Raw genomic sequence first — 26,601 nt, 5'->3', positions numbered from 1 at the left:
GCTGGGGGCTTCTTCTTCAATTCTCCAATTCTCCAATTCTCCAGTTCCTCAATTCAGCCGGTCATCCCACCCGCGCGCGTGCCTCGAGATAGCGGCTGATTGCTGCGTTGAGTTCGCCGCCGAGAATGAAGATCGCGGACACGATGTAGAGAAAGACCACCGCGATCATGATCGAGGCAAGCCCGGCATAGGTCGTCACATAGGACGAGAAATGGTCGAGATAGGTGGCGAAAATGGTCGAGCCGATCAGCCATGCGGCGAGCGTGAAGACGATGCCGGGGATCAGCGAGACGAAACGGCGCTTGCCGGCCGGCAGCCAGTAATGCACTGAAAACAGACCGCCGACGATGACGGTCGAGGCGATGACGTAGCGCCACAGCGTGATGGTGCCCGTATAGGGTTTTATCCACTCGAAATGCGCCTCGGCCAGCCGCGCCAGCAATGGCGCGAAGACCAGGAGCACGCTGATCGCCAGGAAGCCTGCCGTGGCGATCAGCACGAAGAAGATGCTCTGCACGCGGCGATAGATGATGCCGCGCGTCTCTGTGACGCGATAGGCCCGGTTGAGCGAGGTGCGCAGCGCCTCGATGCCGTTCGAGGCGAAATAGGCGGCCAGCAGCACGCCGTAGGTGAGCAGATCCGATCGTCGCACGGTGAGCACGTTCAGCACCTCTCGCGCGATCGGTTTGGCGATTTGTTCCGGCCAGGTGTCGAAGACCAGGTGCACGGCCGTGTCGGCGAAGGCTTGCGCGCCGAGGAAGCTCGCCAGCGTGGTGGCGAAGATCAGGAACGGAAACAGCGCCATCAGCGAGGTGATTGCCAGATGGCTGGCCATCGCCCAGCCGTCATCGGTGTTGAAATGACCGATCGCGTCGTAGAGCACGCGGCGCAGGGCGACGATATTCCGCAACAAGAACCGCGCTCCCCTTCGATTGTCTCGACGCCGCGAATATGGGAAGGGAATGCGGCAAATGGCAACCCTTGGTCATAAGACGAATCCGTCGGCACGCGCGTTGCGCGTCATCATCGTCACCGGCGCGTCGTCCGGCATAGGCGCTTATTGCGCGCGAGCGCTCAAGGCGGAAGGCTGGCGGGTGTTCGCCACGGCGCGCAAGCCCGAAGACATCGCGGCCCTGGAAAAGGAGGGCATCGAGGCGTTCTATCTGGACTATCGCGAACCTGCCTCCATCGAGGCGGCTGCGGCTTCAGTGCTGGAGCGGACCGGCGGCAGGATCGATGCTCTGTTCAACAATGGCGCCTATGCGCAAGCGGGCGCGGTCGAGGATCTGCCGGTGGCCGCCTTGCGCGAGCAGTTCGAGGCCAATTTCTTCGGCTGGCACGACCTGACCCGCCGGCTCGTGCCGGTGATGCGCCGCCAGGGCGGTGGCCGGATCGTTCATTGCTCGTCGATCCTTGGCCTGGTGCCGGTACGTTTTCGCGGCGCCTATTCGGCATCCAAACACGCTTTGGAGGCGCTGATGCTCTGTCAACGCCAGGAATTGGCCGGCAGCGGCGTGCATGTCTCGCTGATCGAGCCGGGGCCGGTGAAATCGAAGATCGCCAGCAATGGCCTCGCCTGGTTTCTCAGGAATATCGACCATGAGAATTCCGTGCACCGCGCGGACTATGAGGCGCAGTTGGAACGGATGCGCACCGGCGGCAGCCAATCGGCGCTGAAGCCCGGGCCGGAAGTGGTCCACAAGGCGCTTCGCCATGCACTTCTGTCGCGGCGCCCGCGCCCGCACTATGTGGTAACAGTGCCGGCCAAGGTCGGCGCCACGCTCAAACGCATCCTGCCGGCATCGATGCTTTACCGCCTGCTCGCCAAACGCGCCTGAACAAGAAAAGGACTGGAAACGCAAAATGGCATCCGTCTTCAACATCCTTGCCATCCTGGTCATGGTCGCCGTGGTGATCGTGCTGGTCCGGGGCCTGATCAACATGATGCGCGGCGGTTCCGGCATGACCTCCAACAAGCTGATGCAGACGCGCGTCGTGCTGCAGGCCGTGGCGCTGGCGCTGATCCTGCTGGCCGTGTATTTCACCCGCAAATGAGGACACCGGCCGTTCGGGAGGCGACGTGGTCAAGCTCAACAAGATCTACACCCGCACCGGCGACAACGGCACCACCGGGCTCGGCACGGGTGAGCGGCGGCTGAAGTCCGATCTCAGGGTGGACGCCTACGGCACTGTCGACGAAGCCAACGCCTGCATTGGCATGGCTCGTGTTCACACCGCCCCAAGCCACCCGGCGATTGACGCCATGCTTGCCCGCATCCAGAACGATCTCTTCGACCTCGGCGCCGATCTGGCTGTGCCCGACGACGGCAAGCCGCTCGGCTACGAACCGCTGCGCATCATTGCCGCGCAGACCGAGCGCGTCGAACACGACATCGATCTCCTCAACAACGACCTCCAGCCGCTCAAATCCTTCGTGCTGAACGGCGGCACGCCGGCCGCCGCTGCGCTCCATCTCGCCCGCACGGTGGCGCGGCGGGCCGAGCGGCTGATGGTGGCGCTCGCACAGCATCCTGGTGAGCACGTCAACCGCGACGGGCTGAAATACATCAACCGCGTCTCCGATTTCCTGTTCGTCGCCGCCAGGGCGGTCAATGACAATGGAAATGCCGACGTGTTATGGGTTCCTGGCAAGAACCGCTGAACTATGCCAAGGCGGGAGAGGCCAGGCACCTATGTTCATCCCGCTCTACGACACCAACAGGCTGCGGCACATCAGGCTGCAATATGTGACGATCGCCCTGATCCTGGCCAACGCGCTGGTCTATTGCGCCACCGCGCTCGGGGGCGAGAATTTCACCAATGCCGCCGTGCTCGGCCTCGGCTTCATCCCCTCCGTGGTGCATGACACGGCAGAGCTCGACCCGCGCTTTATCGTCATTCCCGAAAGCCTGAGCTATCTCACCTACTCATTCCTGCATGCCGACATTTTCCATCTTGGCGGCAACATGCTGTTCCTGTGGGTGTTCGGCGACAATGTCGAGGACGCGCTCGGCCATATCCGCTATCTCATCTTCTACCTCCTGTGCGCCATCGCCGGAGCCGCCTTCCAGGGCCTCATCGCGTGGGACTCGCAGGTGCCGCTGATCGGCGCCTCCGGCGCCATCGCCGGCGTGGTCGTCGCCTACCTGATCCTCTATCCCAGGGTGAAGGTCTGGGTGCTGGCCTTTGCCCGCATTCCGCTGCGCATCCCGGCCTTCATCCCGCTCCTCCTGTGGGTGCTGTTCCAGATCGTCATGTTCGCCGCCGGTGGCGAGGACCAGATTTCCTGGGCCTGCCACATAGGCGGCATCATCGCCGGCGCCGTGCTGGTGCTCGTGCTGCGCCGCCGCGGCGTGCCGCTTTTTGCGGGCGCGGACGAAGAGGCCGCACCCGCCGACCAGCCCGCCATCGCCGTAGATCCGGCCGTAAACGAGCCGATTGCCGCGCAGCCCGTGCCACGCTGGGGTCGGGGAAGTGCCCCCGGCCCCGACTGAACCGATTGAGTGAATTGTCCGACGCCGTGGCATATTGACGTGCGGGTTCGCCGCAACTACGGAAGCGTTTCCGCCCGCCTTTGGCGGTTGAAGAGCAGAATTTCCATCCGGAATGTCGGCTTTCGACAACTCTGACAGGGTTCACGCTGGTATAGCGCGCCCCAACTATCTCAAGAGAGGTGACAGGAAAATGAAGATCCTTGTGCCCGTGAAGCGGGTTGTGGATGCGAACGTGAAGGTTCGCGTCAAGGCTGACGGTTCGGCGGTGGAATTGGCCAACGTCAAGATGGCAATGAACCCATTCGACGAGATCGCGGTGGAAGAGGCGATCCGGCTCAAGGAAGCCGGCAAGGCCGAAGAGATCATCGTCGTGTCGATCGGCCCGCAGCAGGCGCAGGAGACGCTTCGCACCGCGCTCGCGATGGGCGCCGACCGCGCCATCCTGGTCAAGACCGACGAGCAGACAGAGCCACTGGGCGTCGCCAAGGTGCTGAAGGGCGTGGTCGAGGCCGAGCAGCCCGGCCTTGTCATCCTCGGCAAGCAGGCGATCGACGATGATTCCAACCAGACCGGCCAGATGCTCGCAGCCCTTCTCGGCTGGGCGCAGGGCACGTTTGCTTCCAAGGTGGTGCTGGAGGGCGACAAGGCCAGGGTGACGCGCGAGGTCGACGGCGGCTTGCAGACGGTTGAGCTGAAGATGCCGGCGATCGTCACTGCCGACCTTCGCCTCAACCAGCCGCGCTATGCATCGCTGCCCAACATCATGAAGGCCAAGAAGAAGCCGCTCGACGAGAAGAGCCCGGCCGACTACGGCGCCGACGTCAAGCCGCGGCTGAAGGTCATCAAGACCGAAGAGCCGGGCGGCCGCAAGGCGGGTGTCAAGGTCAAGAGCGTCGCCGAGCTCATCGACAAGCTGAAGAACGAAGCCGGCGTGCTCTGAGATCGGAAGGAACAGATAAAATGACCATTCTCCTCATCGCCGAACACGACAACGCTACCCTTTCCGACCAGACCGCCAAGGCGCTGTCGGCCGCGCTGCAGATCGGCTCGGACGTGCATGTGCTGGTGGCCGGCAAGGGCGCCAAGGGCGCAGCCGACGCCGCCGCCAAGTTGAAGGGCGTGAGCAAGGTGCTGCTCGCCGAAGCCGACGAGCTTGCCGAGCGTCTCGCCGAGCCGACCGCGGCGCTCGTCGTGTCGCTGGCGGGCTCCTATGATGCCATCGTCGCGCCGGCAACCTCGTCGGGCAAGAACGTCGCGCCGCGCGTGGCCGCTTTGCTCGACGTGGCGCAGGTCTCCGAGATCATCGAAGTGATCTCGCCGGATACCTTCAAGCGGCCGATCTATGCCGGCAATGCCATCCAGACGGTACAGTCGACCGATGCCAAGAAGGTCATTACCGTGCGCACCGCCTCCTTCCAGGCGGCGCCCGAGGGCGGTTCGGCCGCTGTCGAAACCGTCAGCGCTGCGGCCAATCCGGGCCTCTCCTCCTTTGTCGAGAACAAGCTGTCGGAGACCGACCGTCCGGAACTGACCTCGGCCAAGATCATCATCTCGGGCGGCCGCGCGCTCGGCTCCTCGGAGAAGTTCCAGGAGGTCATCCTGCCGGTCGCCGACAAACTCGGCGCTGCCGTCGGCGCATCCCGCGCCGCCGTCGATGCCGGTTATGCGCCGAATGATTGGCAGGTCGGCCAGACCGGCAAGGTCGTCGCCCCCGACCTCTACATCGCCGTCGGCATCTCCGGCGCCATCCAGCACCTCGCCGGCATGAAGGATTCGAAGGTCATCGTCGCCATCAACAAGGACGAGGAAGCGCCGATCTTCCAGGTTGCCGACTATGGCCTCGTCGGCGATCTGTTCGTTGTCCTGCCGGAGTTGCAGAAGGCGCTTTGACGCCCTGCCGCAAAGCGTATTAAATTGTGAGGGGTGGGGTAGACGAAGTCGCCCCACCCTTTTAGTTTGCACCGCACAAAAAGCAGGCCGCAAAGGTCTTTTTCGACGGGATCGGTGTAATGAGCAAGATCGAAACGATCGGCATCATCGGCGCGGGCCAGATGGGCGGCGGCATCGCCCATGTCTCCGCGCTTTCGGGCTACAAGGTGCTGATCTACGATATATCGCCCGACCGTATCGAGAAGGGCATCGCCACTGTCAGCGGCAACATGGCCCGCCAGGTGGGGTCCGGCAAGCTCGACGAGAAGCTCCGCAACCAGGCGATGGCGCGCATCGCGGCGGCGCCATCCATGGCCGATCTCGCCGGTGCCGACCTGGTCATCGAGGCAGCGACCGAGGACGAGACGGTCAAGCGCAAGATCTACGCCCAGCTTTGTCCGCAGCTCAATCCCGAGGCCATACTGGCGACCAATACCTCGTCGATCTCGATCACGCGGCTAGCCGCGCAGACCGACCGCCCCGAGCGCTTCATCGGCATCCATTTCATGAACCCGGTTCCCCTGATGAAGCTGGTCGAACTGGTGCGCGGCATCGCCACCGAGGACCAGACCTTCGAGGCGGCAAAGACCTATGTGAAGCAGCTCGACAAGACGATCACGGTCTCGGAGGATTTTCCGGCCTTCATCGTCAACCGCATCCTTTTGCCGATGATCAACGAGGCGATCTACACGCTCTATGAGGGCGTCGGCACGGTCGATGCCATCGACACCGCCATGCGGCTCGGCGCCAATCATCCGATGGGGCCGCTGCAGCTGGCCGATTTCATCGGCCTGGACACCTGCCTGTCGATCATGCAGGTGCTGCATGACGGCCTGTCGGATTCGAAGTACCGCCCCTGCCCGTTGCTGGTCAAATATGTCGAGGCCGGCTGGCTCGGCCGCAAGACCGGCCGCGGCTTCTACGATTATCGCGGCGAGCATCCGGTTCCGACACGCTGACCCGCCAGGCTGATCACGGCCTGGCCGCGCGGGTTTACGACGCGGCGGCCAGGGGCTTGGGCGTCTCGATTTCGACCCTGTCGTCCTTCGCATCGGTCTCCGGCGCCATGGACACGCATCCGCGACCGGCAGCCTTGGCCACGTAGCAGGCGGCGTCTGCCCTGGCGATGATCTCGTCGACCGCGCCGCAATCGGCGTTGATAGGAGCCAGTCCGATGCTGGCGCCGATCGAATGGGGACGGCCTTCCCAGGTGAAGTCGAGGCCCTGTATCGCATCGATGATGGATCGCGCCGCGATCCTGGCCCCGGCGGCCGAGCCCGACTTCAGAATGACCGCGAATTCGTCGCCGCCCAGACGCGCGACCATGTCCTGCGGACCAAGCACGCCACGCACGGCCTCGGCAACGCGCTTGAGCAATGCGTCTCCCGCCGCGTGGCCGCCTGTGTCGTTGACCAGTTTGAAATGATCCAGATCGATGAACATGAACTGATGTCCGATCCCCTCCTTGCGGGCCTGATCGACCAGTTCTTCCATGGCGCGGATGAAACTCGCGCGGTTGGCAAGGCCGGTCAGCGCATCATGCGCGGCGGCGTGGGCAAGCTGGCGCTGCAGCGCCCGCGCATCGGTGAAGTCCTGAAAGACGATGACCAGTCCGCAGAATTCGTTGCGTTCGTTCATGATCGGCGACACGACCTGCCGGATGCTGCAGCGCGTCTCGTCGCGCCGGATGAGGACGGCGCGGCTGTTCTGGTCATCGGCTCCCTGGCCGCCGATCGCAGGCCGCGCCACGCCGATCCTGTGGCCGGTCTCCTCGTCGACCGCCCAATAGACATGGCCGAGCGTCTTGCCGAGGGCATCATTGCAGGAGACACCGGTCAGCTTTTCGGCGACAGGATTCATGAAGGTGACGCGGTTGGCGGCATCGGTGCAGATGACGGCATCGCCGATCGACTGGAGCGTCACTTTGAGGCGCTCCTTTTCGTCGGCCAGCATGGCCGCCGACACGGCGAGGCGCTCCTCCGCCTGCTTGCGCCGGGTGATGTCGGTCAGGCTGCCTATCGCCCTGATCAGCCGCCCCTCTTCGTCGCGCTCGATCGCCTTGCCGCGGTCGAGGAACCAGAGCCAGCGGCCATCCTTGTGGCGCATCCTGAATTCGGCCTCGAAGAACGGCGTGCGGCCTTCGAGATGGGCGCGGTCCGCCTCGGCCACGGCTTCGCGATCGTCGGGATGTATCATCGCCAGCCAGTGATCGGGGTCACCGTCGAGTTCCCCGTCGGCATAACCCAGCATCTTGACCCAGGTCGAGGAATAGTTAGTGCCGCCCCTGCGCTTGTCGAAGTCCCAGACGCCCTGGCCGGCGCCGGCCAATGCAAAGTTCCAGCGCGTTTCGGCCTCGGCGATCCGCGCCTCGGCCTGTTTGCGCGCATCGATGTCCTCTATCTGCGAGACGAGATACAGCGGCCGGCCGCTATTCCCGTCGCGAATGACGGAGCCGGCCAGCCGGGCCCAGACGGGCGTGCCGTCCTTCTTGAGATAGCGCTTCTCGAAATGAAAGGAATCGATCTTGCCGGCCTTCAGGTCTTCCATCGTCTCCCGCCCGATCTCCATATCGTCGGCATGCGTGAGCTGGAAGAAGGTCAACGCCTCGATCTCGTCGCGGCGGTAGTCGAGCATGGCAGCGAAAGCCGGGTTGGCCTCGAGAATGCGCCCGTCGAGGCCGACGATGGCGACGCCGATGGAGGAATCCTCCATGGCACGGCGGAAGCGCTGCTCGCTCTCGGCGATCTGGCGGCGGTCCTTGCGGATGACGCGCGCGAACATGCAGGCCAGGAGAAGTGCGCCGGCTGCCACACCGACCGACGCCTGCACACATAATTCGAGCGTCTCGGCGCCGGGATCCAGCCGCGACAGCAGGATCGATGCCGTCATCGCCGCTGTCCCGCCCACGAGCAGAGCCAACCCCGCATGTCTGTGCGGCGCCGGCCCGATGATCCTTCGCATTGCCACGATTTGTACCACCCCGTGGGCAATCGCATTTCCCGTGAAAATCCTGACGGATCGATTTTAAGGAAAGGTTGCGTCGGGTATCGGCGATACCGCCGGCCGGCAAACATTTGCCGGCATGATTAAGGATCGGTGTGCGCGGGATGCAGGAGCGGGCGGCGCGCTACCAGCGCACGAAAAACCGGCCGCCGAGCGCGCCGAGCAGCGCCAGCGCAGCGATCGCGATCGTATACCAGGTGGCGACGAAAAGCGGCGAATCATCAAAGCAATGCGCGGCATAGAAGGTCGCCGCCAGCCCGCCGGCGAGCAGGCCCGCGGCCGTGCCGGCCAGCACCGGCCGTGTCGGCGCGCCATAGCGCAGCATCCACAGGAAGATGGCAAGCGGGCCGATGCCGATCAGCGGGATGAGCCCCATGCAGACCATCATGTTGGAACCGACGAGACGCCTGCCCCAGTCGGCCTCGGGCACGGCGTAAAGCTCCAGCACCACGGCCACTGCCACGAGCACGGGCGCAGCCGCCATCCAGGCCGCCGCCTTGCCTGTCGATGCTCCCGGTGTCGACAATGCCCTGACGAAGGCGAAGGCGCTGGCGGCGAGCACGATGGTGAACAGGAACTTCGAAAGAAAGCGCATCGTATGTGCGGCAGCCATGAAGTCGGGGCGCGGACCGATCGTCATCATGAAAACCGCGCCCGCGATCACGGCGGCCACGCCGGCAGCCAGCCACCAGGCCGAGCGCAGCGGCATCGCCTTGCTGCGGGCGTCGGCATCAAGCGCCTTGATGAGATCCTCGGTCCTCATGTCATTCCCGCCCAAACCGCCCCTGCCCGAACCGCTTGGCAATGGCTGCAAGTCCGCGATGCAAGGAAACCCGCACCGCTGTTTCGCTGATGCCGAACTTGGCTGCCGTGTCGCCGATCGAGCGCCCCTCCACCGACACGGACGACACCACGGAGCGCTGTGCCGGCGGCAGGCCGTCGAGCGCCCGGCTGATGTCGCGTTCGCTGACGGTTTCCGTTTCCGGCTCGGCGAAGGTTTCGGCGATATCGTCGACATCGATCTCGATGCGCCGTCCGCGCCGCCGGAACGCGTCGATCAACTTGAAGCGCGCGATGGCATAGACCCAGGGCAGCACAGGTGCGTCCTGGCGCCAGGTGTGCCGTTTCACATGAATGGCCAGCAAGGTTTCCTGCACGACATCCTCGGGATCGACCCCGCCTTTGACGATCTTGCGCCTGGCAAAACCGCGAACCAGAGCGGCCGTCCGGTGCAGAAAGTCGGCATAGGCCCTTTCATCTCCCGCGATCGCGGCTCGCATCAGCCGGGAAAGCTCGGCCTCGTCCTTGCCGCTCACAAGAGTTCACTCCCCGATCTTCGCGCCTCGGCGCTGATTTGTTACGTGGCCGGCGAAATAATGTCCAAGGCAAACTACCGGCAAGTCACGAAAGATTGCGGGCGAACGCGAACTTGGGCTCGTCGACGGCGACTGTGTCCTGGACCGTCGGTCGCGCGCGGCCATCACGCGGAATTGTCCGCCTGGCATGGGTCTATGCCGCCAGCGGCCGATTGAAGCAGGCCAAAAATGTTGACTACACCTGTCATGTATCGATAGGTGCTGCGTGCCAGTTCAACGAGATCGAGGACGACGCCCATGAAATACGCTCTTTCCACCCTTGCCGGCGCCGCGGTGGTGGCGGTCAGCCTGATGGCTGGCCAGGCGATGGCTGAGGATACAGGCATCATCGTCTACAATGCCCAGCACGAGAGCCTCGCCAAGGAATGGGCCGACGGCTTCACCAAGGAAACCGGCATCAAGGTCACGTTGCGCAATGGCGGCGACAGCGATTTCTCCAACCAGATCGTCGCGGAGGGCACCGCCTCGCCCGCCGACGTGTTCCTGACCGAGAATTCGCCGGCCATGGTGCTGGTCGAGAGTGCCGGCCTGTTCGCGCCGGTCGACGCCGACACACTGGCGCAGGTTCCGCAGGATTATCAGGCAGCGAGCGGCAAATGGGTCGGCGTTGCCGCCCGCAGCACCGTCTTTGCCTACAATACCACCAAGCTCAAGGCCGACCAGTTGCCCAAGTCGCTGCTCGACCTTGCCGATCCGAGCTGGAAAGGCCGCTGGGCCGCCTCGCCGTCGGGCGCCGATTTCCAGGCTATCGTCAGCGCGCTGCTGCAGCTCAAGGGCGAAGCCGCGACAGCGGACTGGCTGAAGGCGATGAAGCAGAATTTCACCGCCTATAAGGGCAACAGCACCGTGATGAAGGCGGTCAACGCCGGCGAGATCGAAGGCGGCGTGATCTATCACTACTACTACTTCGGCGATCAGGCCAAGACCGGCGAGAACAGCAAGAACGTTGCGCTGCATTATTTCAAAAACCAGGATCCGGGCGCCTTCGTCTCGACCTCCGGCGGTGGCGTGCTGGCTTCGAGCAAGCATCCCAAGGAAGCCCAGGCTTTCCTGAAGTGGGTGACCGGCAAGGGCGGCCAGGACGTGCTGAAGAACGGAACGTCCTTCGAATACGCGGTCGGCAAGGGCGCAGAGTCCAATCCGAAGCTGGTGCCGCTGGCCGACCTGCAGGCGCCGAAGATCGATGCCGCGACGCTGAACTCCAAGAAGGCCACCGACCTGATGACGGCGGCCGGCTTGCTTTAGTTGCCGTTCGTCCTAATAAGGACACCGGCCGTGCTCCCGCGGGAATTCCGCGGGAGCGTTTTGTTTTTTCGAGATGGCATTCGTCGATGACGACACGCTGTATTCCCGACCATGATCGTGGTCTTTCGATTGCCGCCGCCGGGCGGCAAGGGCGCGAAGTCTGAGCCGATGCAGTTCGCGGCCGACATCGCAAGCCCGGGCCTGCCGCCGAGGACGCGCCGCAGGGCGCGCCGGCGCGCTGCGTCATGGATCGTTGCCGCCGCTATCTTCGTTTCGCTGCTGGCCCTGCTGCCGCTTGCCTTCATCGTCTGGGTTGCCGTGCAGACCGGTTGGGAAACCGTCTCGGCGCTGGTTTTCCGGCCGCGTGTCGGCGAGCTTCTGGCCAACACCGTCCTGCTTGTCGCGCTCGCCGTGCCGATCGCCATCATCCTGTCGGTGGCGCTGGCCTGGCTGACCGAACGCAGCGACCTGCCCGGCGCCCGGCTGTGGGCCTGGCTATGCGTGGCGCCGCTCGCCATTCCCGCCTTCGTGCACAGCTATGCCTGGATCACCATGGTGCCCGGGCTGCATGGCTTGTGGGCCGGCGTGCTTGTCTCTGTCATAGCGTATTTCCCGTTCCTTTATCTGCCGGTATCGGCGGCCCTGCGCCGGCTCGATCCGGCGCTCGAAGACGCCGCGGCCGCACTCGGCCTTGGTCCCTGGCGTGTGTTCTGGCGCGTCGTGCTGCCGCAGCTCAGGCTTGCCATCTGTGGCGGCGCATTGCTGGTCGGCCTGCACCTGTTGGCCGAATACGGCCTTTACGTCTTCATCCGCTTCGACACCTTCACCACGGCGATCGTCGACCAGTTCCAATCGACCTTCAACGGGCCGGCCGCGAATATGCTGGCCGGCGTGCTGGTGAGCTGCTGCTTCGTGCTGCTCGGGCTGGAGGTGCTGGTGCGCGGGGAAGAGCGCTATGCCCGCGTCGGTTCGGGCGCCGCGCGCCACCAACAGCGCGCGCCGCTCGGCCGGGCGACCGTGCCTTGCCTGCTGCTGCTTGCCGCCACCACGCTTCTGGCGCTCGGCGTACCGTTCGTCACCATCGGACGCTGGCTTGCCGCCGGCGGCGCCGAGGTCTGGCGGCTCGACGAGATCGGCCTGGCGCTCGGCCAGACGTTGTTCCTGGCGCTCGCCGGCGCGCTGCTCGCCACCGTCGCCGCCATGCCGATGGCCTGGATCTCGATCCGCGCGCCGGGGCCTCTGCAGCGCTTGCTGGAGGGCTGCAACTACATCGTCGGATCGCTGCCCGGGGTCGTGATCGCACTGGCGCTGGTCACCATCACCGTGCGCATCGCCCTGCCGCTCTATCAGACCCTGTTCACCATCCTGGTTGCCTATGCCTTGATGTTCCTGCCCCGCGCCCTGATCAGCCTGCGGGCGTCGATCGCGCAGGCGCCGGTCGAGCTCGAGCGCGCCGCGTCCAGCCTCGGGCGGTCGCCGCTCCATGCATTGTGGTCGACGACGATCCGCCTGTCGGCGCCGGGTGCCGCCGCCGGCATGGCGCTGGTGGCGCTCGGCATCATGAACGAGCTGACCGCGACCCAGATGCTGGCGCCGAACGGCACCCGCACGCTCGCGATGGCATTCTGGTCCTACAGCGGCGAGATCGACTACGCTTCGGCAGCACCTTACGCCTTCATCATGGTGGCGATGTCGCTGCCCCTGACCTGGCTGCTCTATGTCCAGTCAAAACGGATGGCAGGACGATGAGCTTTTTCGAACTCAGGGGCTTGCACAAGCATTACGGCCCGGTCGCGGCGCTTGCCGGCATCGATCTCGACGTCGCCGGCGGCAGCCGCACGGCCATCGTCGGGCCGTCCGGCTGCGGCAAGACCACCTTGCTGCGGCTGATCGCCGGTTTCGAGGCGCCCGACCAGGGCAGCATTGTGCTTGACGGAAAGATGCTGGCCGACAGCGGCGGCGCCGTTCCGGCGCACCGCCGCGGTATCGGCCTGGTTGCACAGGACGGCGCCCTGTTTCCGCACCTGACGATTGGCGACAATATCGGTTTCGGGATGGACCGCCGGCTGGACAAGCGATCCGAGCGCATCGTCGAGCTCGCCTATATAGTGGGGCTGGACAAGGCGATCCTGAAGCGCCGCCCGCACGAACTCTCCGGCGGTCAGCAGCAACGCGTGGCGCTCGCCCGCGCCATGGCGATGAAGCCGCGGCTGATGCTGCTCGACGAACCGTTCTCGGCGCTCGACACCGGCCTGCGCGCCTCCATGCGCAAGGCCGTGGCGGAACTGCTCGAAGCCGCCGGCATCACCACCATCCTGGTGACGCACGATCAGGCCGAGGCGTTGTCCTTCGCCAGCCAGGTCGCGGTGATGCGCGAGGGCCGGTTCTCGCAGGTCGGCACGCCGCGCGAACTTTATCTCAAGCCGAAGGACAGGATGATTGCCGAGTTCCTTGGCGACGCCATCATCCTGCCGGCGAAGATAGCGGGCGGTTTCGCCACGTCGCCGCTTGGCCGCATCGCCGTCGATACGTCGGACAGCCGCGATGTCGCCCGCATCATGTTGCGGCCGGAGCAGATCGGACTGAAGCGGACATCGCGCGAGGGCATGTCGGGCACGCCGGACATGCTTTTTGGCGAGGTAACGGAATCCGAATTCGCCGGCTCGACCTGCACGGTCGCGGTGCGGTTGCTCAACAGCCCCGACCCGCCGGACGCCGCCGCCATCGGCAGCACGCCGCTGATCCTGCGCAAGTCCGGCATGGACGCGCCGGCGGTCGGTGAGATCGTCCGGCTCACCGTGTCGGGACAGGCGCATGTATTCGCCTGACCGGCCGACGGTTCGCGGCTCGCTGATCAGCATGCAAGATTGGCGTCAGTCGACCCTCTTTGCAGCCTGATCGAACCAGTGAAGTTTCTCGGCCTTGGCCACGACGCGCAACTGGTCGCCGGGCTTGGCTGTTGCGCGCGCGGCCACACGCACGACGATGCGGTCGCCTCCTGCCGCACAGTGAAGAAAGCTGTCCGCTCCCACCGGCTCGACCGCCTCCACCATTGTCGGCAGCACGAGCGCGCCGGACGGTGCCTCGGCCGCGAAAGTGACATCGGCATCCTCGGGGCGGAAGCCAAGCGTGACGGCATTCGCAGGCGCAAAGTCGCTCGTCTTGCTGCCGGTCAGCGCCGGACCCGAAAGGGACAGAAGATTCATCGGCGGTGCGCCGATGAAAGAGGCGACGAACGTCGAGGCCGGCTTTTCGTAAATGTCGAGTGGCGCGCCCGCCTGCTCGACCAATCCGCCATTCATGACGACAAGGATGTCGGCCAACGTCATCGCTTCCAACTGGTCATGGGTGACGTAGACCGAGGTGACACCGAGCGAGCGCTGCAAGTTCTTGATTTCGACCCGCATCTGGCCGCGCAGCTTGGCATCGAGATTGGAGAGTGGCTCGTCGAACAGGAAGACTTTCGGATTGCGCACGATGGCGCGGCCCATGGCGACGCGCTGGCGTTGACCGCCTGAAAGCTCGCGCGGGCGCCGGTCAAGCAGCGCTGAAAGCTCCAGCACCTTGGCGGTCGAACGAACCCTGCTGTCGATCTCGTCCTTGGGCGTACCGCGATTGCGTAGCCCGTAAGCCATGTTGTCGTAGACTTTCATATGCGGATAGAGCGCATAGTTTTGGAACACCATGGCGATGTCGCGCTCGGTCGGGCCGATCGTGTTGACGATCTTGCCGTCGATAGCGACCGTGCCGGAAGAAATGGTCTCCAGCCCGGCGATCATCCTCAAAAGCGTGGACTTGCCGCAGCCGGACGGCCCGACCAGCACACAGAGTTCTTTGTCGGGAATGGCAATGGAGACGCCCTTCACGGCTTCGACGCCGCCGGCATATACTTTCTTCACGTCCCTCAGATCGACCGTCGCCATCGGCTTCTCACTTTTCGGTGTCGACCAGTCCGCGCACGAACCAGCGCTGCATCAGCACCACAACCAGGATTGGCGGCAAGATTGCCAGGATCGCCGTGACCATGACCAAATGCCATTGGGTGTCGGCATCGGCGAAGGAGACCATCTTCTTCAGTGCGATGACGATGGTGTTCATATCGTTGCTGTTGGTGACCAGCAGCGGCCACAGATACTGCGTCCAGCCGTAGATGAAAAGAATGACGAACAGCGCCGCGATATTGGTGCGCGACAATGGCAACAGGATATCGAAAAAGAACCGCCATGGACCGGCGCCGTCGACGCGCGCCGCCTCAACCAACTCGCCCGGGATGGTCATGAAGAACTGGCGGAACAACAACGTTGCGGTGGCCGAGGCGATCAGCGGGATGATCAGTCCGGCATAAGTGTCGATCATACCGAGGTCGACCATTACCTTGTAGGTCGGCAGGATGCGCACCTCGACGGGAAGCATCAGGGTGATGAAGATCAGCCAGAAGAAAGTCATGCGCAGCGGAAAACGGAAGAAGACGATCGCATAGGCCGACAGGATCGAGATGAATATCTTTCCGACCGCAACGCCGAGCGCCATGATCGTGGAGTTGAGGAGCAGCCTGCCGACGCCGAGCCCGCCGATGCGGCCGACGCCGCCGAACAGCGCCTCGCCGTAATTGTTCCAGAACTCGCTGCCCGGCCGGAAAGGCAGTGGCGGCCTAAGGATGGTTTGCAGCGTCTGCGTCGAGGCAACGAAAGTGTAGTAGATCGGAAAGGCCACGATCAGTATGCCGAGGATGAGCACGGCATGTGCAAGGAAAATGCGAAACGGGGACTGACCGATCATCGCGCTCCTCAGCCGTAATGAACCTTGCGTTCCACGTAGCGGAACTGGATGGCGGTGAGCGCGATGACGATGACCATCAGGATGACCGACTGCGCCGCCGAATCGCCGAGGATCAGATTGACGAAGCCGTCATTGTAGACCTTATAGACCAGTGTCTCGGTGGCCTTGCCCGGCCCGCCGCCGGTGACGGCGTGAACGATGCCGAACGTGTCGAACAGGGCATAGACGGTGTTGACGACCAAAAGGAAAAACGTCGTCGGCGCCAAAAGCGGGAAGACGATGGTCCAGAAGCGCTTGGTTTCGCCGGCGCCGTCGATCGCCGCCGCCTCGATCAGCGTTTTCGGCACCGCCTGCAGCCCGGCGACGAAGAACAGGAAATTATAGCTGATCTGCTTCCAGGCGGCCGCCGCCACCAGAAGGATCATGGCGTCGGTGCCGTTGAGCAGCGGATCCCAGGCGACACCCAAACGTCTCAGCAGATAAGACAGCGAGCCGATCGATGGATTGAACAGGAACAGCCACAGCATGCCTGCAATCGCCGGCGCCACCGCGTAGGGCCAGATCATCAGCGTGCGGTAGAGGCCTTTGCCGCGCACCACCTTTTCCGCCATCACGGCAAGGAGCAGCGCCACGCCCATGGCAACGATCACGGTCGCGAGCGAAAACACCACTGTGACCTTGATCGAGTTGAGATAGGCCGGGTCGGCAAGCACCTTGCGGAAATTGGCAAACCAGACGAACCTGCTCCTCAGCCCGAACGGGTCCTGCCTCAGCATCGACTGGTAGAGCGCCTGCCCGGCCGGCCAGTAGAAGAACACCAGCGTGATGGCAAGTTGCGGCGCCACCAGGAGGTATGGCAAGACTTTGTTGGGAAAGACGACGCGCGGGGTCAATGCGCCGCTCCGGCGTGGAAAGCCGAGCGGCACTCTACGGCGCTCACCGCTGCCCTGCCGGGCATCTCCCCTTCTTGGAGGAAGATTGGCAGTTCCTGCGGCAGCTGCCATTCTCCAGCTTTGACAATCGCCGAAAACGGTCGCGACAGCCAGTCTCCCCCCTTCAGGGGGAGATGCCCGGCAGGGCAGAGGGGGGCCTCGTAGAGCAAGGACTATAACTCGATAGGTTCGGACGCGCCCTAATTCCCCAGCGCTTCCTTGATTGCCGCGTTGCCACGCGTGACCGCATTGTCGAGCGCCTGCTGGGCGGTTTCCTGGCCGGCAAGCATCTTTTCGAACTCCTCGTTCTGGATGTCGCGCACCTGCGGCAAGTTCGGCAACCGCACGCCCTTCGAATTGTCGGTCGGCGCCTTGCCCGTCATCTGCAGGATCGGCGTCTCGCGACCGGGATTCTTGTCGTAGAAGCCGGACTTTTTCGTCGCCTCATAGGCGGCGAGCGTCACCGGCAGGTATCCCGATTTCTGGTGCAGATATTCCTGCACATCGGTCTTGGACAGATAGGCGAAGAAAGCCGCGACGCCTTTGTACTCCTCGTCGGACTTGCCGCCGAAGACCCAAAGGCTGGCACCGCCCGGCGTCGTGTTCTGCGGCGCGCCCTTGGCGTCGCTGTCATAGGGCAACTGGCCAATGCCGTAGTTCATGCCCGACTTGACGATGTCGCCTAGGCCGCCCGAGGATTCGGTGAAGATGCCGCATTCGCCGGCGAGGAATATCTGCTTGGCTTCGGAGGTGCGCCCGCCATATTTGAAGGTGCCGTCCTTGGCCAGATCGGCGAGCGCCTGGAAATGTTTGACGAAGATCGGCGAGTTGATCTTGAGTTCGACATCACCGCCGGCCAGGCCATTCTGCTGCGTGGCCCACGGCACATCGTTCCACGCCGCGAAGTTTTCCAGGTGTATCCAGGTCAGCCAGGTCGAGGTGTAGCCGCAAGCGGCGGCGCCGCTCGCCTTGATCTTTTTGGCATCCTCCCACACCTCGTTCCAGGTCTTGGGTGGGTTGTTCACATCGAGCCCCGCCTTCTGGAAGATGTCCTTGTTGTAGTAGAGGATCGGCGAGGAGGAGTTGTAGGGGAAGGACAGCATGGTGCCGTCCGGCGTCGAATAATAACCGACGATGCCTGGCAGATACTGGCTCTTGTCAAAGTTCATCCCGGCGCCGGTCAGCACCTCGGCCACTGGCTTGATCGCGTCCCGGGCCGCCATCATCACGCCGGTGCCGACATCGAACACCTGGATGATGTCAGGCGACTGGCCGGCGCGATAGGCGGCGATGCCGGCATTCAGCGTTTCGGGATAGGTGCCCTTGAAAACCGGAACAATCTGGTAGTCGCCCTGGCTGGCGTTGAAATCCTTGGAAATCTTGTCGACGACCTCTGCGTTGGCGCCGGTCATGGCGTGCCACCAGCTGATCTGCGTAACGGCGAAGGCGGAGGTTGTGGAAAGCAGGGTCACGGCGACACCGGCCGCGAAGCCAAAGAACTTCATGTTTCGTCTCCCGTTCTCATTGCTTGTCATTGGCGAAAGGGGCACTCCCGCAATGGCACTATGTGTCGTTCGCGCGCAGCGGACAACGGTTTTGTTGCGGACAGGCGCACTTCATATCCGGCTAAAGTAGCGTTCACTTCCGGATGAAAGTGACCCGGAAAAGGATTGCATAGCGGCTTGCTGCTTGAATTGATGTACCAGGGACCTGTCTCGAGACGGTCAGCGACCTCACCGACGGACGGCGTCTAACAGCACATGACAACACTGACATGACAACGCTGAAAAAGGCGTCGGTTTAATGCTCGGTCGATGCGTGGAAATTCCCGTCCCGCGCTCAGCCTGACGGATTTGACATCGGCCAATCAGTCTGCTGGCCGGGAATGGGTCTGCCGCCGCTCAGTTCTGCTGCCGCTCGGTTCCAGAAGCGCGCGGCAAGTAGAGATGCAGGCTTGTTCCCTGACCGATTTCGCTATCGATTCGGACATGCCCACCGGATTGCTTGATGAAGCCGTAAACTTGGCTTAGCCCGAGTCCCGTACCCTGCCCTTCCGATTTTGTTGTGAAGAATGGTTCGAAAACGCGCGCCAGGGTGTCCTTGCTCATTCCACAGCCGGTATCGCGTACAGTCACGCGAACAAATGAAGCCGCCGCTGAACGCAAATCCTCCAGATCATTTGGAAAATTGCTGGTCTCAATCGTGAGAGTGCCATTGCCTTTCATTGCATCTCTGGCGTTCACGGCAAGGTTAAGAACGGCGATGTCGAGCTGGTTGGCATCGATAAGGATAGGGTCCAAGGCTGGATCCAGATTGCATTGTACCCGGATGCCGCTCCCCAACGTCCGTTCCAGCAGCGTCGTCAGCCCCTTGATACGTTCATTGAGATCAATCTGTTCCGGGACCAGGGATTGGCGTCGCGAAAAGGCAAGCAGTTGCTGTGTTAGCGCTCCTCCATTTTCGATCCGCCTGAACATCTCCTCGACCAGCAGAGCGACTTTCTCATCCGCAGGATCTTTAGCGATCTGTTTCTCCAGAAGCCGAAGGCCAGACCCGAAAACGGCGAGTAGGTTGTTGAAGTCATGGACAATGCCAGCTGCGAGGCGTCCAATGGCCTCGAGCTTTTGTGACTGGCGCGCGTTTTCTTCTCTTGATCGCTGGGCCGAGACATCGCGCAGGCTGGCAAGCAATGCGGGCCTGCTGTCCCAGGTAACCTCGACCGTACGCATTTCCACTTCTGCCGGCTTGCGGCCGGAACGGTGAACGGTGATCTCGGCGATCTCTCCGGAGACGACCGGACGGCCGAGCGGAACGTGGAGGAGTTCGTCAAGCGGCTGTCCAAAAATTACGGCTGCCGCAGGATTGGCATAGAGCACTGTTCCGTCCAAATCGACCACCAGCATCCCGTCGGCGGTATTTTCGATCAACTGGCGAAAGCTGAGCTGGCTAATGCCAGCCGGAGATGTATCTCCGGGCGATTCCAGCATTTCGGCGGCGTTTTGCGCCGTATTCAAGGCGCTCTTCATGTCGACGTGTTGTCCACGGCGGAGTCGCCGAACACATCAGGCGCGCTGTCAAAGGGCTTTCCAAGATGCATACCGCCACTGTCGATGGTGAAGCGCCGTATCTGTTTGTCGTGTTCGCTGCCGCGCATTTTCAGCACCATCATGCCGCGATGCATGAATTCTTCCTGCTGAATGTAGCGCAACAGAATGATCGAATCGGTGAGTGTGGAAATATGCTGCTCGCTAGCGCTCTGGCCTCCGACAAGCGATTTGTTGGTAGCGGTGCAAAGGCCGGCAATTTCGCGCTTCTTTATGAAGGAGGTGACGCTGATCAAGAACTCACGAAACCCGGTTTCTGGCGCGATGCGCTCCAATGCCGACAAGCTGTCGATTGCCATGCGATCGGGTTTGAACTCCGCCACCAGTTCGCGGATCATCAGAAGGTGATCCGGCAAACTCTGCGCTTCCGGATAAAGGCAGACTACCTTCAGGCGACCATCCGCCTCCATCGCTTCGAAATCGACGCCCCAGCTACGCGCGTTGCGGAAAAGCTGGCCGCGGCTCTCCTCATAGCCGACGAGCAAGGCGCGTTCGCCCGCAGCCACTCCGCCCGCCAGAAAGTTGGTGACAAGTAGAGTCTTTCCGGTGCCTGTGGCTCCACTGACAAGGGTTACGCTGTCGCGAAAGAACCCGCCGCTGCACATTTTGTCGAGTTCGGAATTACCACTGGTGACCCGTTTCGTGCTTGATTGCTGCTCCAGGCGCAACGATGACAGAGGCACAGCTACGATGCCCTGTTCGGCGACCAGCGTTATGGGCACTTCGCCCTCAACGTGACGGCTGCCGCGCATTTTCAGGACTTCTATGGTCCGCCGACGGCGCTCGCGATCAAGGGCATTGCGAAGGATCACGACATTGTCTGCGACGAACTCCTCTATTCGGTGACGGGAGATTTCACCATATTCACTGTTGCGTTCCGCGGTCATAAGGACCGTCAGCCCTTCTTTCTTCAGCGCGGTCGCAATACGTAGAAGTTCGCGGCGCACTGCCGTCTGCTCGGCTACGAAATGATCGAAAAGTTGGGTAACCGAATCGAGCACGATGCGCTTTGCCCCGGCGCTTCGGCTCGCGTGCAGAATGCGGGTCAGAAGACCGGCGAGGTCGAAATCGCCCACAACCACCTGGTCCTGATCGCGCGGGCTCGCATCGACGAAAACAAGCTTGTCCGCCGCTCGCCAGCCGCGGATGTCCCAGCCGAAGCTCGCCATGTTCACCTCGATCTCGGTTGGCGACTCCTCGAAGGTGACGAAGACACCGGCCTCATTGAGACCGGTGATGCCATGCGCCAGGAACTGCGTGGCGAATACGGTCTTGCCGCTACCGGGCGTGCCGCCCACGATGGTGGTGCGTCCGCGCGGCAAGCCACCCATCACCAAGTCGTCAAAAGCTTCGATCCCTGTATTGACGCGTTCAAGAACCGGGTCGATAGAGATCTCATCCGTCGCGGTCATGAATATCATCCTTCTTGCGAAAACCGAAATAGTCCAGAACCTGAGCGATATTGCTGATGTCGCCCACCAGACGGCGCGGGGGATCGGCGGATTCGTCGGAGAGCGTCGGCGTTGCTAGTATCCCTGCTCGCTCCGCCTCATGAGGATGTTCCAGGATATCGAAGATCTGGATTTCAATGGATGCGCTCATCTCCTCGATTATCTTCAGGCGGCTTTCCAGTGCCCGACGAGCACCGGGCGTGTCTCCGGCGATGTAGAGCCGGAGAAGGGGATGGGCCCCTGAAGCGGGCGGTTGTTCCGGGTTCATATCTCACGCTGGTTGCACGGGTTCAGTATCGACGTGCTCTACGCGACACGCCAGCAATTCAACCGCAGGGCTTTGTTGTCCGCCTTGGGCGATCTTCTAGCATTTCGCCTGGAGCCGACGCGCCACAGCTCGCGCTCGATGGGGTCTGGATCAGCACCCCTGTCACTTCTTAGACATTCGCGCTTTGCGCGTCTGCGCACTAGTGGACATTTCTCCGGTTATTGGGATATGGGCCGCAAGCGATCGTTCGGAGGAGTGTAAATGGAAGCCCGCGCCCACATAGACTCCGGCATGATCGGCAACAATCTTCTGCGGGCACTCACCGCGGCAGATTGGGCAATCCTCGAGCCTTGGCTGGATGAGTGGTCGGCCCCCACCGGAACACTGCTTTATGAACCTGGTGACACGGTTCGCCATGCATACTTCCCGAGAGGTCCCAGCCTGATTTCCTATCTCGTCGTGCTGAGCGACGGGCGTGCGATCGAGACGGCTCTGGTCGGACGAGAAGGGGCAATTGGCGGAGTTGTCAGCCAAGGCAGGCTCCCAGCTTACGCTCGCGCTGAAGTACAATTGGGAGGTTCGTTCTTCCGCATCGACCTGCTTAACCTTGAAGAGGCGAAGTCCAGGTCGTCGACGCTACGGAATCTGTTCGCGCGGTACGCGGACTGCCTGATGGCGCAGATGTTCCAGTCCGTCGCCTGCAATGCCGCGCATTCGATCGAGCAACGGACAGCGAAATGGCTGCTGGCCGCCATTGATCGGACGGGCACTCCCGATCTGGCGCTGACACAAGAACAGCTCGCCGTAATGCTCGGAGTCGGCCGGAGCTATTTGAGCCGCGTCATACGCGATCTGAAAGAACACGGTCTCATTGAGACCCATCGTGCCCGGATCGTCGTTCGCAAGGTCGACGGCCTGCGGTGGCTTGCTTGCGAGTGCAATGCGGCGGTCAGTCATCACTTCGACGAAGTATTGAAGGGCGTCTATCCCCTGCCGACCAACGGCTCGTCTGGCCGATAGCACAAACGGCTCGCCATATATGTCCTTAAGGTGAGTCCCTGGACGCCGAGGCTTGGACTACTATCTCGGCAAGCCGGCGCCGATCCAGGCATTCGACGAATTGACCGGGTCGGCTCAGGCCGCCGCGGATGGGCTGGGCGGAACCGTTGCGTGGTCAAGCCGCGCTTGCGCCCAGCCTTGTCCCAGCCTCTTCAAGACCCGAGCGCGGCCTCGACAAGCCGCTTGGCGTCCGGCCCCGACCACTCGGCCGGGCCGTTCATATGGGCGATCAGGCAGCCTTCGCCGTCGATCAGCATGGTGACGGGCAGGCCGAGCGCCAGGCCGCGCGTCTTGAGTTCGTTGAACAGCGCCATCGTCGAATCCCTGTAATAGCCGAGCGCCTCGACGCTGGTGTCCTTGAGGAACTTCTTCGGCTTCACGTCATCGCCGGCATCGACGTTGACGGCGACGACCTGGAACGCATCGCTGCCTTTCTCCTTCTGCAAGGCGTCCAGCGCCGGCATTTCGGCGCGGCATGGCGCGCACCATGTCGCCCACAGATTGAGCAGCACCGTCTTGCCGGCATGGTCGGCGATGGTCATCGGCTTGCCGTCCGGGCCGTTGAAGGCGAGGCTCTTCATCGATTGCGGCGGATCGGCTGGCAAGAGCGCCGCGACCTCGCCGGTGGCGGCTGCGGCGATCTTCTTGGCGCGTTCGCTCTTGGCGGCGCAGGCGACATCGTCCTTGCTGTCTCCGACGGCGACTTGCGACGCGGCGTTGTTGCCAGACTGGCTCTCGCTGACATATACCGCGACCGCGCCGGCCAGCGCTCCCGCCACCAGGGCGGCGAGGATCAGGCGCGGGGCCGGGAAAAATCTGTTTCCGTCTGCCATGTTCTCAAAACTGCTCCGAGCACGGGTTTTATAGCCATGAGCGACAAGAAGACCAGCAACCAGATGTGGGGCGGACGATTTGCCTCGGGTCCGGCCGCGATCATGGAAGCAATCAACGCGTCGATCTCGTTCGACCGCAAACTCTATGCGCAGGACATCAGAGGTTCGATCGCCCATAGCGCGATGCTGGCGCAAACGGGCATTATTTCGGCGGCCGATCAAGAGAAAATCGCTCACGGCCTGAACACGATCCTGAAAGAGATCGAGGCGGGCACATTTGAATTCTCGACCAGGCTGGAAGACATCCACATGAACGTCGAGGCCCGCCTCGCCGAGCTGATCGGTCCGGCCGCCGGCCGGCTGCACACGGCCCGCTCTCGCAACGACCAGGTTGCAGTGGACCTCCGGCTCTGGGTCAAGGACGAGTGCTTTCGCGTCGCCGAGGCCTTGAAGGGTCTCATCAGTGCGTTGCTGGAGCGGGCCGAGCAGCACGCCGCGACGGTGATGCCGGGCTTCACCCATATGCAGGCGGCGCAGCCGGTGACATTCGGCCACCACTGCATGGCCTATGTCGAGATGTTTTCGCGCGACCTGTCGCGGGTGCGCGACGCCATCGAACGCATGGACGAGAGCCCGCTCGGTGCAGCAGCCCTTGCCGGCACCAGCTTTCCGATCGACCGCCACCAGACCGCCAGTGCGCTCGGCTTCCGCGAGCCCATGCGCAATTCGCTGGACAGCGTCTCGGACCGCGATTTCGCGCTGGAATTCCTGGGACTGGCGGCCATATGCGCCACGCATCTGTCGCGGCTGGCGGAAGAAATCATCATCTGGTCAACGCCGCAATTCGGCTTCATCAGGCTGTCGGACAGCTTCTCCACCGGCTCCTCGATCATGCCGCAGAAGAAGAACCCCGACGCCGCCGAACTGGTGCGCGGCAAGACCGGGCGCGTCACCGGCCATCTGGTCGGCCTGCTGACGGTGATGAAGGGCATGCCTTTGACCTATGGCAAGGACATGCAGGAAGACAAGGAATCGGTGTTCGATGCCGCCGAGACGCTCGACCTGATGCTGGCGGCGATGACCGGCATGGTCTCCGATATGACGGTGAACGCGGCGGCGATGAAGAAGGCTGCCGGCTCCGGCCACGCAACCGCGACCGACCTTGCCGACTGGCTGGTGCGCACGCTCGGCCTGCCGTTCCGGGAAGCGCATCATGTCACGGGACGGGCGGTGGCGCTGGCCGAAGAGAAGAAGCTGAGCCTGGAGAAGCTTGCGCTGGAAGACTTGCAGTCGATCCACCCCGGCATCACGAAGGACATTTTTTCGGTGCTGGCCGTGCAGAACTCTGTGAAGAGCCGCACCTCCTTCGGCGGCACCGCACCGTCGGAAGTCAGGAAGCAGATCCGCTACTGGAAAAAGCGGCTGGCCAAGGCGTGATGCCGGACATTGCGGCCAGCCATATCCCGGATATTGCAACCGCCAATATCCAGGATATTGCAACGGCAATATCCAGGGTGCAATGCGCCGAGAACTCGGCTAAAAGCAGCGGCGGAAAAAAGTTTCGGACGGATGGATCGATGACCGGAAGCAGGATTTTGGTGACACTGACGCTGCTTGCGGCGGTTGCCGCCGTTACGGCTTGCGGCAGAAGGTCCGGTCTCGACACGCCTTACGAGGCGGCCGTGCAGGCGCGCAAGGACGCCGAGAAGGCACACCAACCCGTGCCGCCGGAACCGGAAAAACCGGTCGCGGACAAGAAGTTCATTCTCGACCCGCTGCTCTAGAGCCGGTCAGAGCGGTTTAGAGTGCTAAACCCGCTCCTACCCTGCTCCAATTTTTCGGAACCACTCTCGTGAACCATTTCGACTACCGCGACGGCGTGCTTCATGCCGAGGACGTGGCGATATCGGACATCGCCGCAACCGTCGGCACGCCATTCTACTGCTATTCGACGGCCACGCTGACCAGGCACTACCACGTCTTCGTCCAGGCATTTGCCGGGCTCGATGCACTGGTCTGCTACGCCATGAAGGCGAATTCCAATCAGGCGGTGCTCAAAACCCTGGCCAGGCTCGGCGCCGGAGCCGACGTGGTGTCGGAAGGCGAGTTGCGGCGCGCGCTGGCAGCCGGCATCCCGGCCAGCAAGATCCTGTTCTCCGGCGTCGGCAAGACCGCGCGTGAGATGGACTTTGCGCTGGCAGCCGGCATCCTGTGCTTCAACGTCGAATCCGAGCCCGAACTCGAACTGCTCTCGTCGCGCGCCGTTGCCCTGGGCAAGGTGGCGCCGGTCTCGCTGCGCATCAATCCGGATGTCGACGCCAGGACGCACAAGAAGATCTCGACAGGCAAAGCCGAGAACAAGTTCGGCATCCCATGGCAGAAGGCGCGTCAGGTCTATGCGCGCGCGGCTGAATTGCCGGGCATCAAGGTCACCGGCATCGACACCCATATCGGCAGCCAGATCACCGAGCTGCAACCCTTCGACGATGCCTTCGCGCTTTTGGTGGAACTGGTCGGCGCGCTGCGCGCCGACGGCCATGCCATCGAGCATGTCGATCTCGGCGGCGGTCTCGGCATTCCCTACCGCGTCGACAACAACCCGCCACCGCTCCCCGACGCCTACGCGCAGATCGTCCGCAAGCACGTCACCAAGCTTGGCTTGAAGGTGATGTTCGAGCCGGGCCGGCTGATCGTTGGCAATGCCGGTATCCTCGTCTCGCAAGTGATCTTCGCCAAAGAAGGCGATGCCAAGAATTTCCTCGTCGTCGACGCCGCCATGAACGACCTGATCCGGCCGACGCTCTACGACGCTTTCCACGACATAAGACCGGTGGTGCTGCCGCCCGCCGACGCGCCGCGCATGACGGTCGATATCGTCGGCCCGGTCTGCGAGACCGGCGACTATCTCGGCCTCGACCGCGACCTGCCAAGGCTCAAGTCCGGCGACCTGGTCGCCATCGCCACCGCCGGCGCCTATGGCGCGGTACAGGCGGGCACCTACAACACCCGCCTACTGGTGCCGGAAGTGCTGGTCGACGGCGATCGTTTCCACGTCGTGCGCCCGCGCCAGACCTATGACGAACTGATCGGGCTGGATTCGATCCCCGACTGGCTTGCATAGAAGCCGC

General features: G+C 63.0%; 27 protein-coding genes. 14 read left to right on the top strand and 13 right to left on the bottom strand.

Features of this window, described 5'->3' with window-relative positions; genetic code table 11:
- Positions 1 to 61: 61 nt before the first annotated feature.
- Positions 62 to 913, bottom strand: coding sequence for a YihY/virulence factor BrkB family protein (locus FJ979_RS24335; protein WP_140500876.1), 852 nt, complete (start codon positions 911 to 913; stop codon positions 62 to 64).
- Positions 914 to 971: 58 nt separating this feature from the next.
- On the opposite strand from FJ979_RS24335, the gene FJ979_RS24330 reads away from it, so the two are divergent.
- The 7 genes from FJ979_RS24330 (at position 972) to FJ979_RS24300 (ending at position 6,382) form a co-directional block, all read left to right on the top strand.
- Positions 972 to 1,838: an SDR family oxidoreductase gene (locus FJ979_RS24330; RefSeq protein WP_140584051.1), complete on the top strand. Its 867-nt coding sequence runs from the start codon at positions 972 to 974 to the stop codon at positions 1,836 to 1,838.
- A gap of 25 nt (positions 1,839 to 1,863) precedes the next feature.
- A complete protein-coding gene (locus FJ979_RS24325; protein WP_140500874.1) occupies positions 1,864 to 2,055 on the top strand; it encodes a twin transmembrane helix small protein in 192 nt (63 codons plus the stop codon).
- A gap of 25 nt (positions 2,056 to 2,080) precedes the next feature.
- A complete protein-coding gene (locus tag FJ979_RS24320) occupies positions 2,081 to 2,662 on the top strand; it encodes a cob(I)yrinic acid a,c-diamide adenosyltransferase (RefSeq protein ID WP_140500873.1) in 582 nt (193 codons plus the stop codon).
- Between the two features lie 31 nt (positions 2,663 to 2,693).
- Positions 2,694 to 3,494: a rhomboid family intramembrane serine protease gene (locus tag FJ979_RS24315; RefSeq protein ID WP_140584050.1), complete on the top strand. Its 801-nt coding sequence runs from the start codon at positions 2,694 to 2,696 to the stop codon at positions 3,492 to 3,494.
- Positions 3,495 to 3,684: 190 nt separating this feature from the next.
- The gene (locus FJ979_RS24310; protein ID WP_140525441.1) at positions 3,685 to 4,434 is read left to right on the top strand and encodes an electron transfer flavoprotein subunit beta/FixA family protein; all 750 of its coding nucleotides are present in this window, start codon (positions 3,685 to 3,687) and stop codon (positions 4,432 to 4,434) included.
- Positions 4,435 to 4,454: 20 nt separating this feature from the next.
- Positions 4,455 to 5,384: an electron transfer flavoprotein subunit alpha/FixB family protein gene (locus FJ979_RS24305; RefSeq protein ID WP_140584049.1), complete on the top strand. Its 930-nt coding sequence runs from the start codon at positions 4,455 to 4,457 to the stop codon at positions 5,382 to 5,384.
- Between the two features lie 119 nt (positions 5,385 to 5,503).
- Complete coding sequence (locus FJ979_RS24300) at positions 5,504 to 6,382, top strand: 3-hydroxybutyryl-CoA dehydrogenase (protein ID WP_140500869.1); 879 nt, start codon at positions 5,504 to 5,506, stop codon at positions 6,380 to 6,382.
- Positions 6,383 to 6,416: 34 nt separating this feature from the next.
- Here FJ979_RS24300 and FJ979_RS24295 read toward each other — a convergent pair whose 3' ends face one another.
- The 4 genes from FJ979_RS24295 to FJ979_RS33385 form a co-directional block, all read right to left on the bottom strand.
- Positions 6,417 to 8,312: a PAS domain S-box protein gene (locus FJ979_RS24295; RefSeq protein ID WP_224684666.1), complete on the bottom strand. Its 1,896-nt coding sequence runs from the start codon at positions 8,310 to 8,312 to the stop codon at positions 6,417 to 6,419.
- Between the two features lie 238 nt (positions 8,313 to 8,550).
- On the bottom strand, positions 8,551 to 9,189 hold the full coding sequence (locus tag FJ979_RS24290) for an NrsF family protein (RefSeq protein ID WP_140500813.1): 639 nt from the start codon (positions 9,187 to 9,189) through the stop codon (positions 8,551 to 8,553).
- Position 9,190: 1 nt separating this feature from the next.
- Positions 9,191 to 9,742 (bottom strand): sigma-70 family RNA polymerase sigma factor, encoded by a 552-nt coding sequence (locus FJ979_RS24285; RefSeq protein WP_140500812.1) that lies wholly within the window; start codon positions 9,740 to 9,742, stop codon positions 9,191 to 9,193.
- A 164-nt stretch (positions 9,743 to 9,906) separates the two neighbouring features.
- A complete protein-coding gene (locus FJ979_RS33385; RefSeq protein WP_263490082.1) occupies positions 9,907 to 10,041 on the bottom strand; it encodes a hypothetical protein in 135 nt (44 codons plus the stop codon).
- Between FJ979_RS33385 and FJ979_RS24280 the strand changes: the two genes are divergently transcribed.
- The 3 genes from FJ979_RS24280 (at position 10,040) to FJ979_RS24270 (ending at position 13,875) form a co-directional block, all read left to right on the top strand.
- On the top strand, positions 10,040 to 11,047 hold the full coding sequence (locus FJ979_RS24280; protein ID WP_140584047.1) for an iron ABC transporter substrate-binding protein: 1,008 nt from the start codon (positions 10,040 to 10,042) through the stop codon (positions 11,045 to 11,047). The genes FJ979_RS33385 and FJ979_RS24280 overlap by 2 nt on opposite strands.
- 168 nt (positions 11,048 to 11,215) lie before the next feature.
- A complete protein-coding gene (locus tag FJ979_RS24275) occupies positions 11,216 to 12,796 on the top strand; it encodes an iron ABC transporter permease (protein WP_181165391.1) in 1,581 nt (526 codons plus the stop codon).
- Positions 12,793 to 13,875, top strand: a complete 1,083-nt coding sequence (locus FJ979_RS24270) for an ABC transporter ATP-binding protein (RefSeq protein ID WP_140584045.1) — start codon at positions 12,793 to 12,795, stop codon at positions 13,873 to 13,875. Before FJ979_RS24275 ends, FJ979_RS24270 begins: the two co-directional genes overlap by 4 nt.
- 45 nt (positions 13,876 to 13,920) lie before the next feature.
- Here the strand turns inward: FJ979_RS24270 and FJ979_RS24265 are convergent, their stop codons facing one another.
- From FJ979_RS24265 to FJ979_RS24230, 7 genes are all read right to left on the bottom strand, one after another.
- The gene (locus FJ979_RS24265; protein ID WP_140500808.1) at positions 13,921 to 14,970 is read right to left on the bottom strand and encodes a sn-glycerol-3-phosphate import ATP-binding protein UgpC; all 1,050 of its coding nucleotides are present in this window, start codon (positions 14,968 to 14,970) and stop codon (positions 13,921 to 13,923) included.
- 7 nt (positions 14,971 to 14,977) lie between these two features.
- A complete protein-coding gene (ugpE, locus tag FJ979_RS24260) occupies positions 14,978 to 15,826 on the bottom strand; it encodes a sn-glycerol-3-phosphate ABC transporter permease UgpE (RefSeq protein WP_140500807.1) in 849 nt (282 codons plus the stop codon).
- Between the two features lie 8 nt (positions 15,827 to 15,834).
- On the bottom strand, positions 15,835 to 16,719 hold the full coding sequence (gene ugpA, locus FJ979_RS24255) for a sn-glycerol-3-phosphate ABC transporter permease UgpA (RefSeq protein ID WP_140513871.1): 885 nt from the start codon (positions 16,717 to 16,719) through the stop codon (positions 15,835 to 15,837).
- A 239-nt stretch (positions 16,720 to 16,958) separates the two neighbouring features.
- On the bottom strand, positions 16,959 to 18,263 hold the full coding sequence (gene ugpB / locus FJ979_RS24245) for a sn-glycerol-3-phosphate ABC transporter substrate-binding protein UgpB (RefSeq protein WP_140500805.1): 1,305 nt from the start codon (positions 18,261 to 18,263) through the stop codon (positions 16,959 to 16,961).
- A gap of 396 nt (positions 18,264 to 18,659) precedes the next feature.
- Positions 18,660 to 19,784 (bottom strand): ATP-binding protein, encoded by a 1,125-nt coding sequence (locus tag FJ979_RS24240; protein ID WP_140525435.1) that lies wholly within the window; start codon positions 19,782 to 19,784, stop codon positions 18,660 to 18,662.
- Positions 19,781 to 21,274, bottom strand: coding sequence for a circadian clock protein KaiC (gene kaiC / locus FJ979_RS24235; RefSeq protein WP_140500803.1), 1,494 nt, complete (start codon positions 21,272 to 21,274; stop codon positions 19,781 to 19,783). Before kaiC ends, FJ979_RS24240 begins: the two co-directional genes overlap by 4 nt.
- Positions 21,258 to 21,581, bottom strand: coding sequence for a circadian clock KaiB family protein (locus FJ979_RS24230; RefSeq protein WP_140500802.1), 324 nt, complete (start codon positions 21,579 to 21,581; stop codon positions 21,258 to 21,260). Before FJ979_RS24230 ends, kaiC begins: the two co-directional genes overlap by 17 nt.
- Positions 21,582 to 21,842: 261 nt before the next feature.
- Here FJ979_RS24230 and FJ979_RS24225 point away from each other — a divergent pair, with 261 nt between their 5' ends.
- Complete coding sequence (locus FJ979_RS24225) at positions 21,843 to 22,601, top strand: Crp/Fnr family transcriptional regulator (RefSeq protein ID WP_140513873.1); 759 nt, start codon at positions 21,843 to 21,845, stop codon at positions 22,599 to 22,601.
- A 191-nt stretch (positions 22,602 to 22,792) separates the two neighbouring features.
- Here FJ979_RS24225 and FJ979_RS24220 read toward each other — a convergent pair whose 3' ends face one another.
- On the bottom strand, positions 22,793 to 23,473 hold the full coding sequence (locus FJ979_RS24220) for a TlpA disulfide reductase family protein (RefSeq protein ID WP_140584044.1): 681 nt from the start codon (positions 23,471 to 23,473) through the stop codon (positions 22,793 to 22,795).
- Between the two features lie 36 nt (positions 23,474 to 23,509).
- On the opposite strand from FJ979_RS24220, the gene argH reads away from it, so the two are divergent.
- From argH to lysA, 3 genes are all read left to right on the top strand, one after another.
- Positions 23,510 to 24,910 carry an argininosuccinate lyase gene (gene argH, locus FJ979_RS24215; protein WP_140513875.1) on the top strand — a complete coding sequence of 467 codons (1,401 nt, stop codon included), beginning with the start codon at positions 23,510 to 23,512 and terminating at the stop codon, positions 24,908 to 24,910.
- A gap of 140 nt (positions 24,911 to 25,050) precedes the next feature.
- Complete coding sequence (locus FJ979_RS24210; protein WP_140500798.1) at positions 25,051 to 25,257, top strand: lipoprotein; 207 nt, start codon at positions 25,051 to 25,053, stop codon at positions 25,255 to 25,257.
- A 68-nt stretch (positions 25,258 to 25,325) separates the two neighbouring features.
- Positions 25,326 to 26,594 carry a diaminopimelate decarboxylase gene (lysA, locus tag FJ979_RS24205; protein ID WP_140513876.1) on the top strand — a complete coding sequence of 423 codons (1,269 nt, stop codon included), beginning with the start codon at positions 25,326 to 25,328 and terminating at the stop codon, positions 26,592 to 26,594.
- Positions 26,595 to 26,601 lie beyond the last annotated feature (7 nt).

Origin of the sequence: Mesorhizobium sp. B1-1-6 (genome assembly GCF_006443035.1) — a bacterium.
GTDB lineage: Bacteria > Pseudomonadota > Alphaproteobacteria > Rhizobiales > Rhizobiaceae > Mesorhizobium.
The sequence above is the reverse complement of the archived record's forward strand: the minus strand, read 5'-3'. Positions and strand labels throughout refer to the sequence as shown.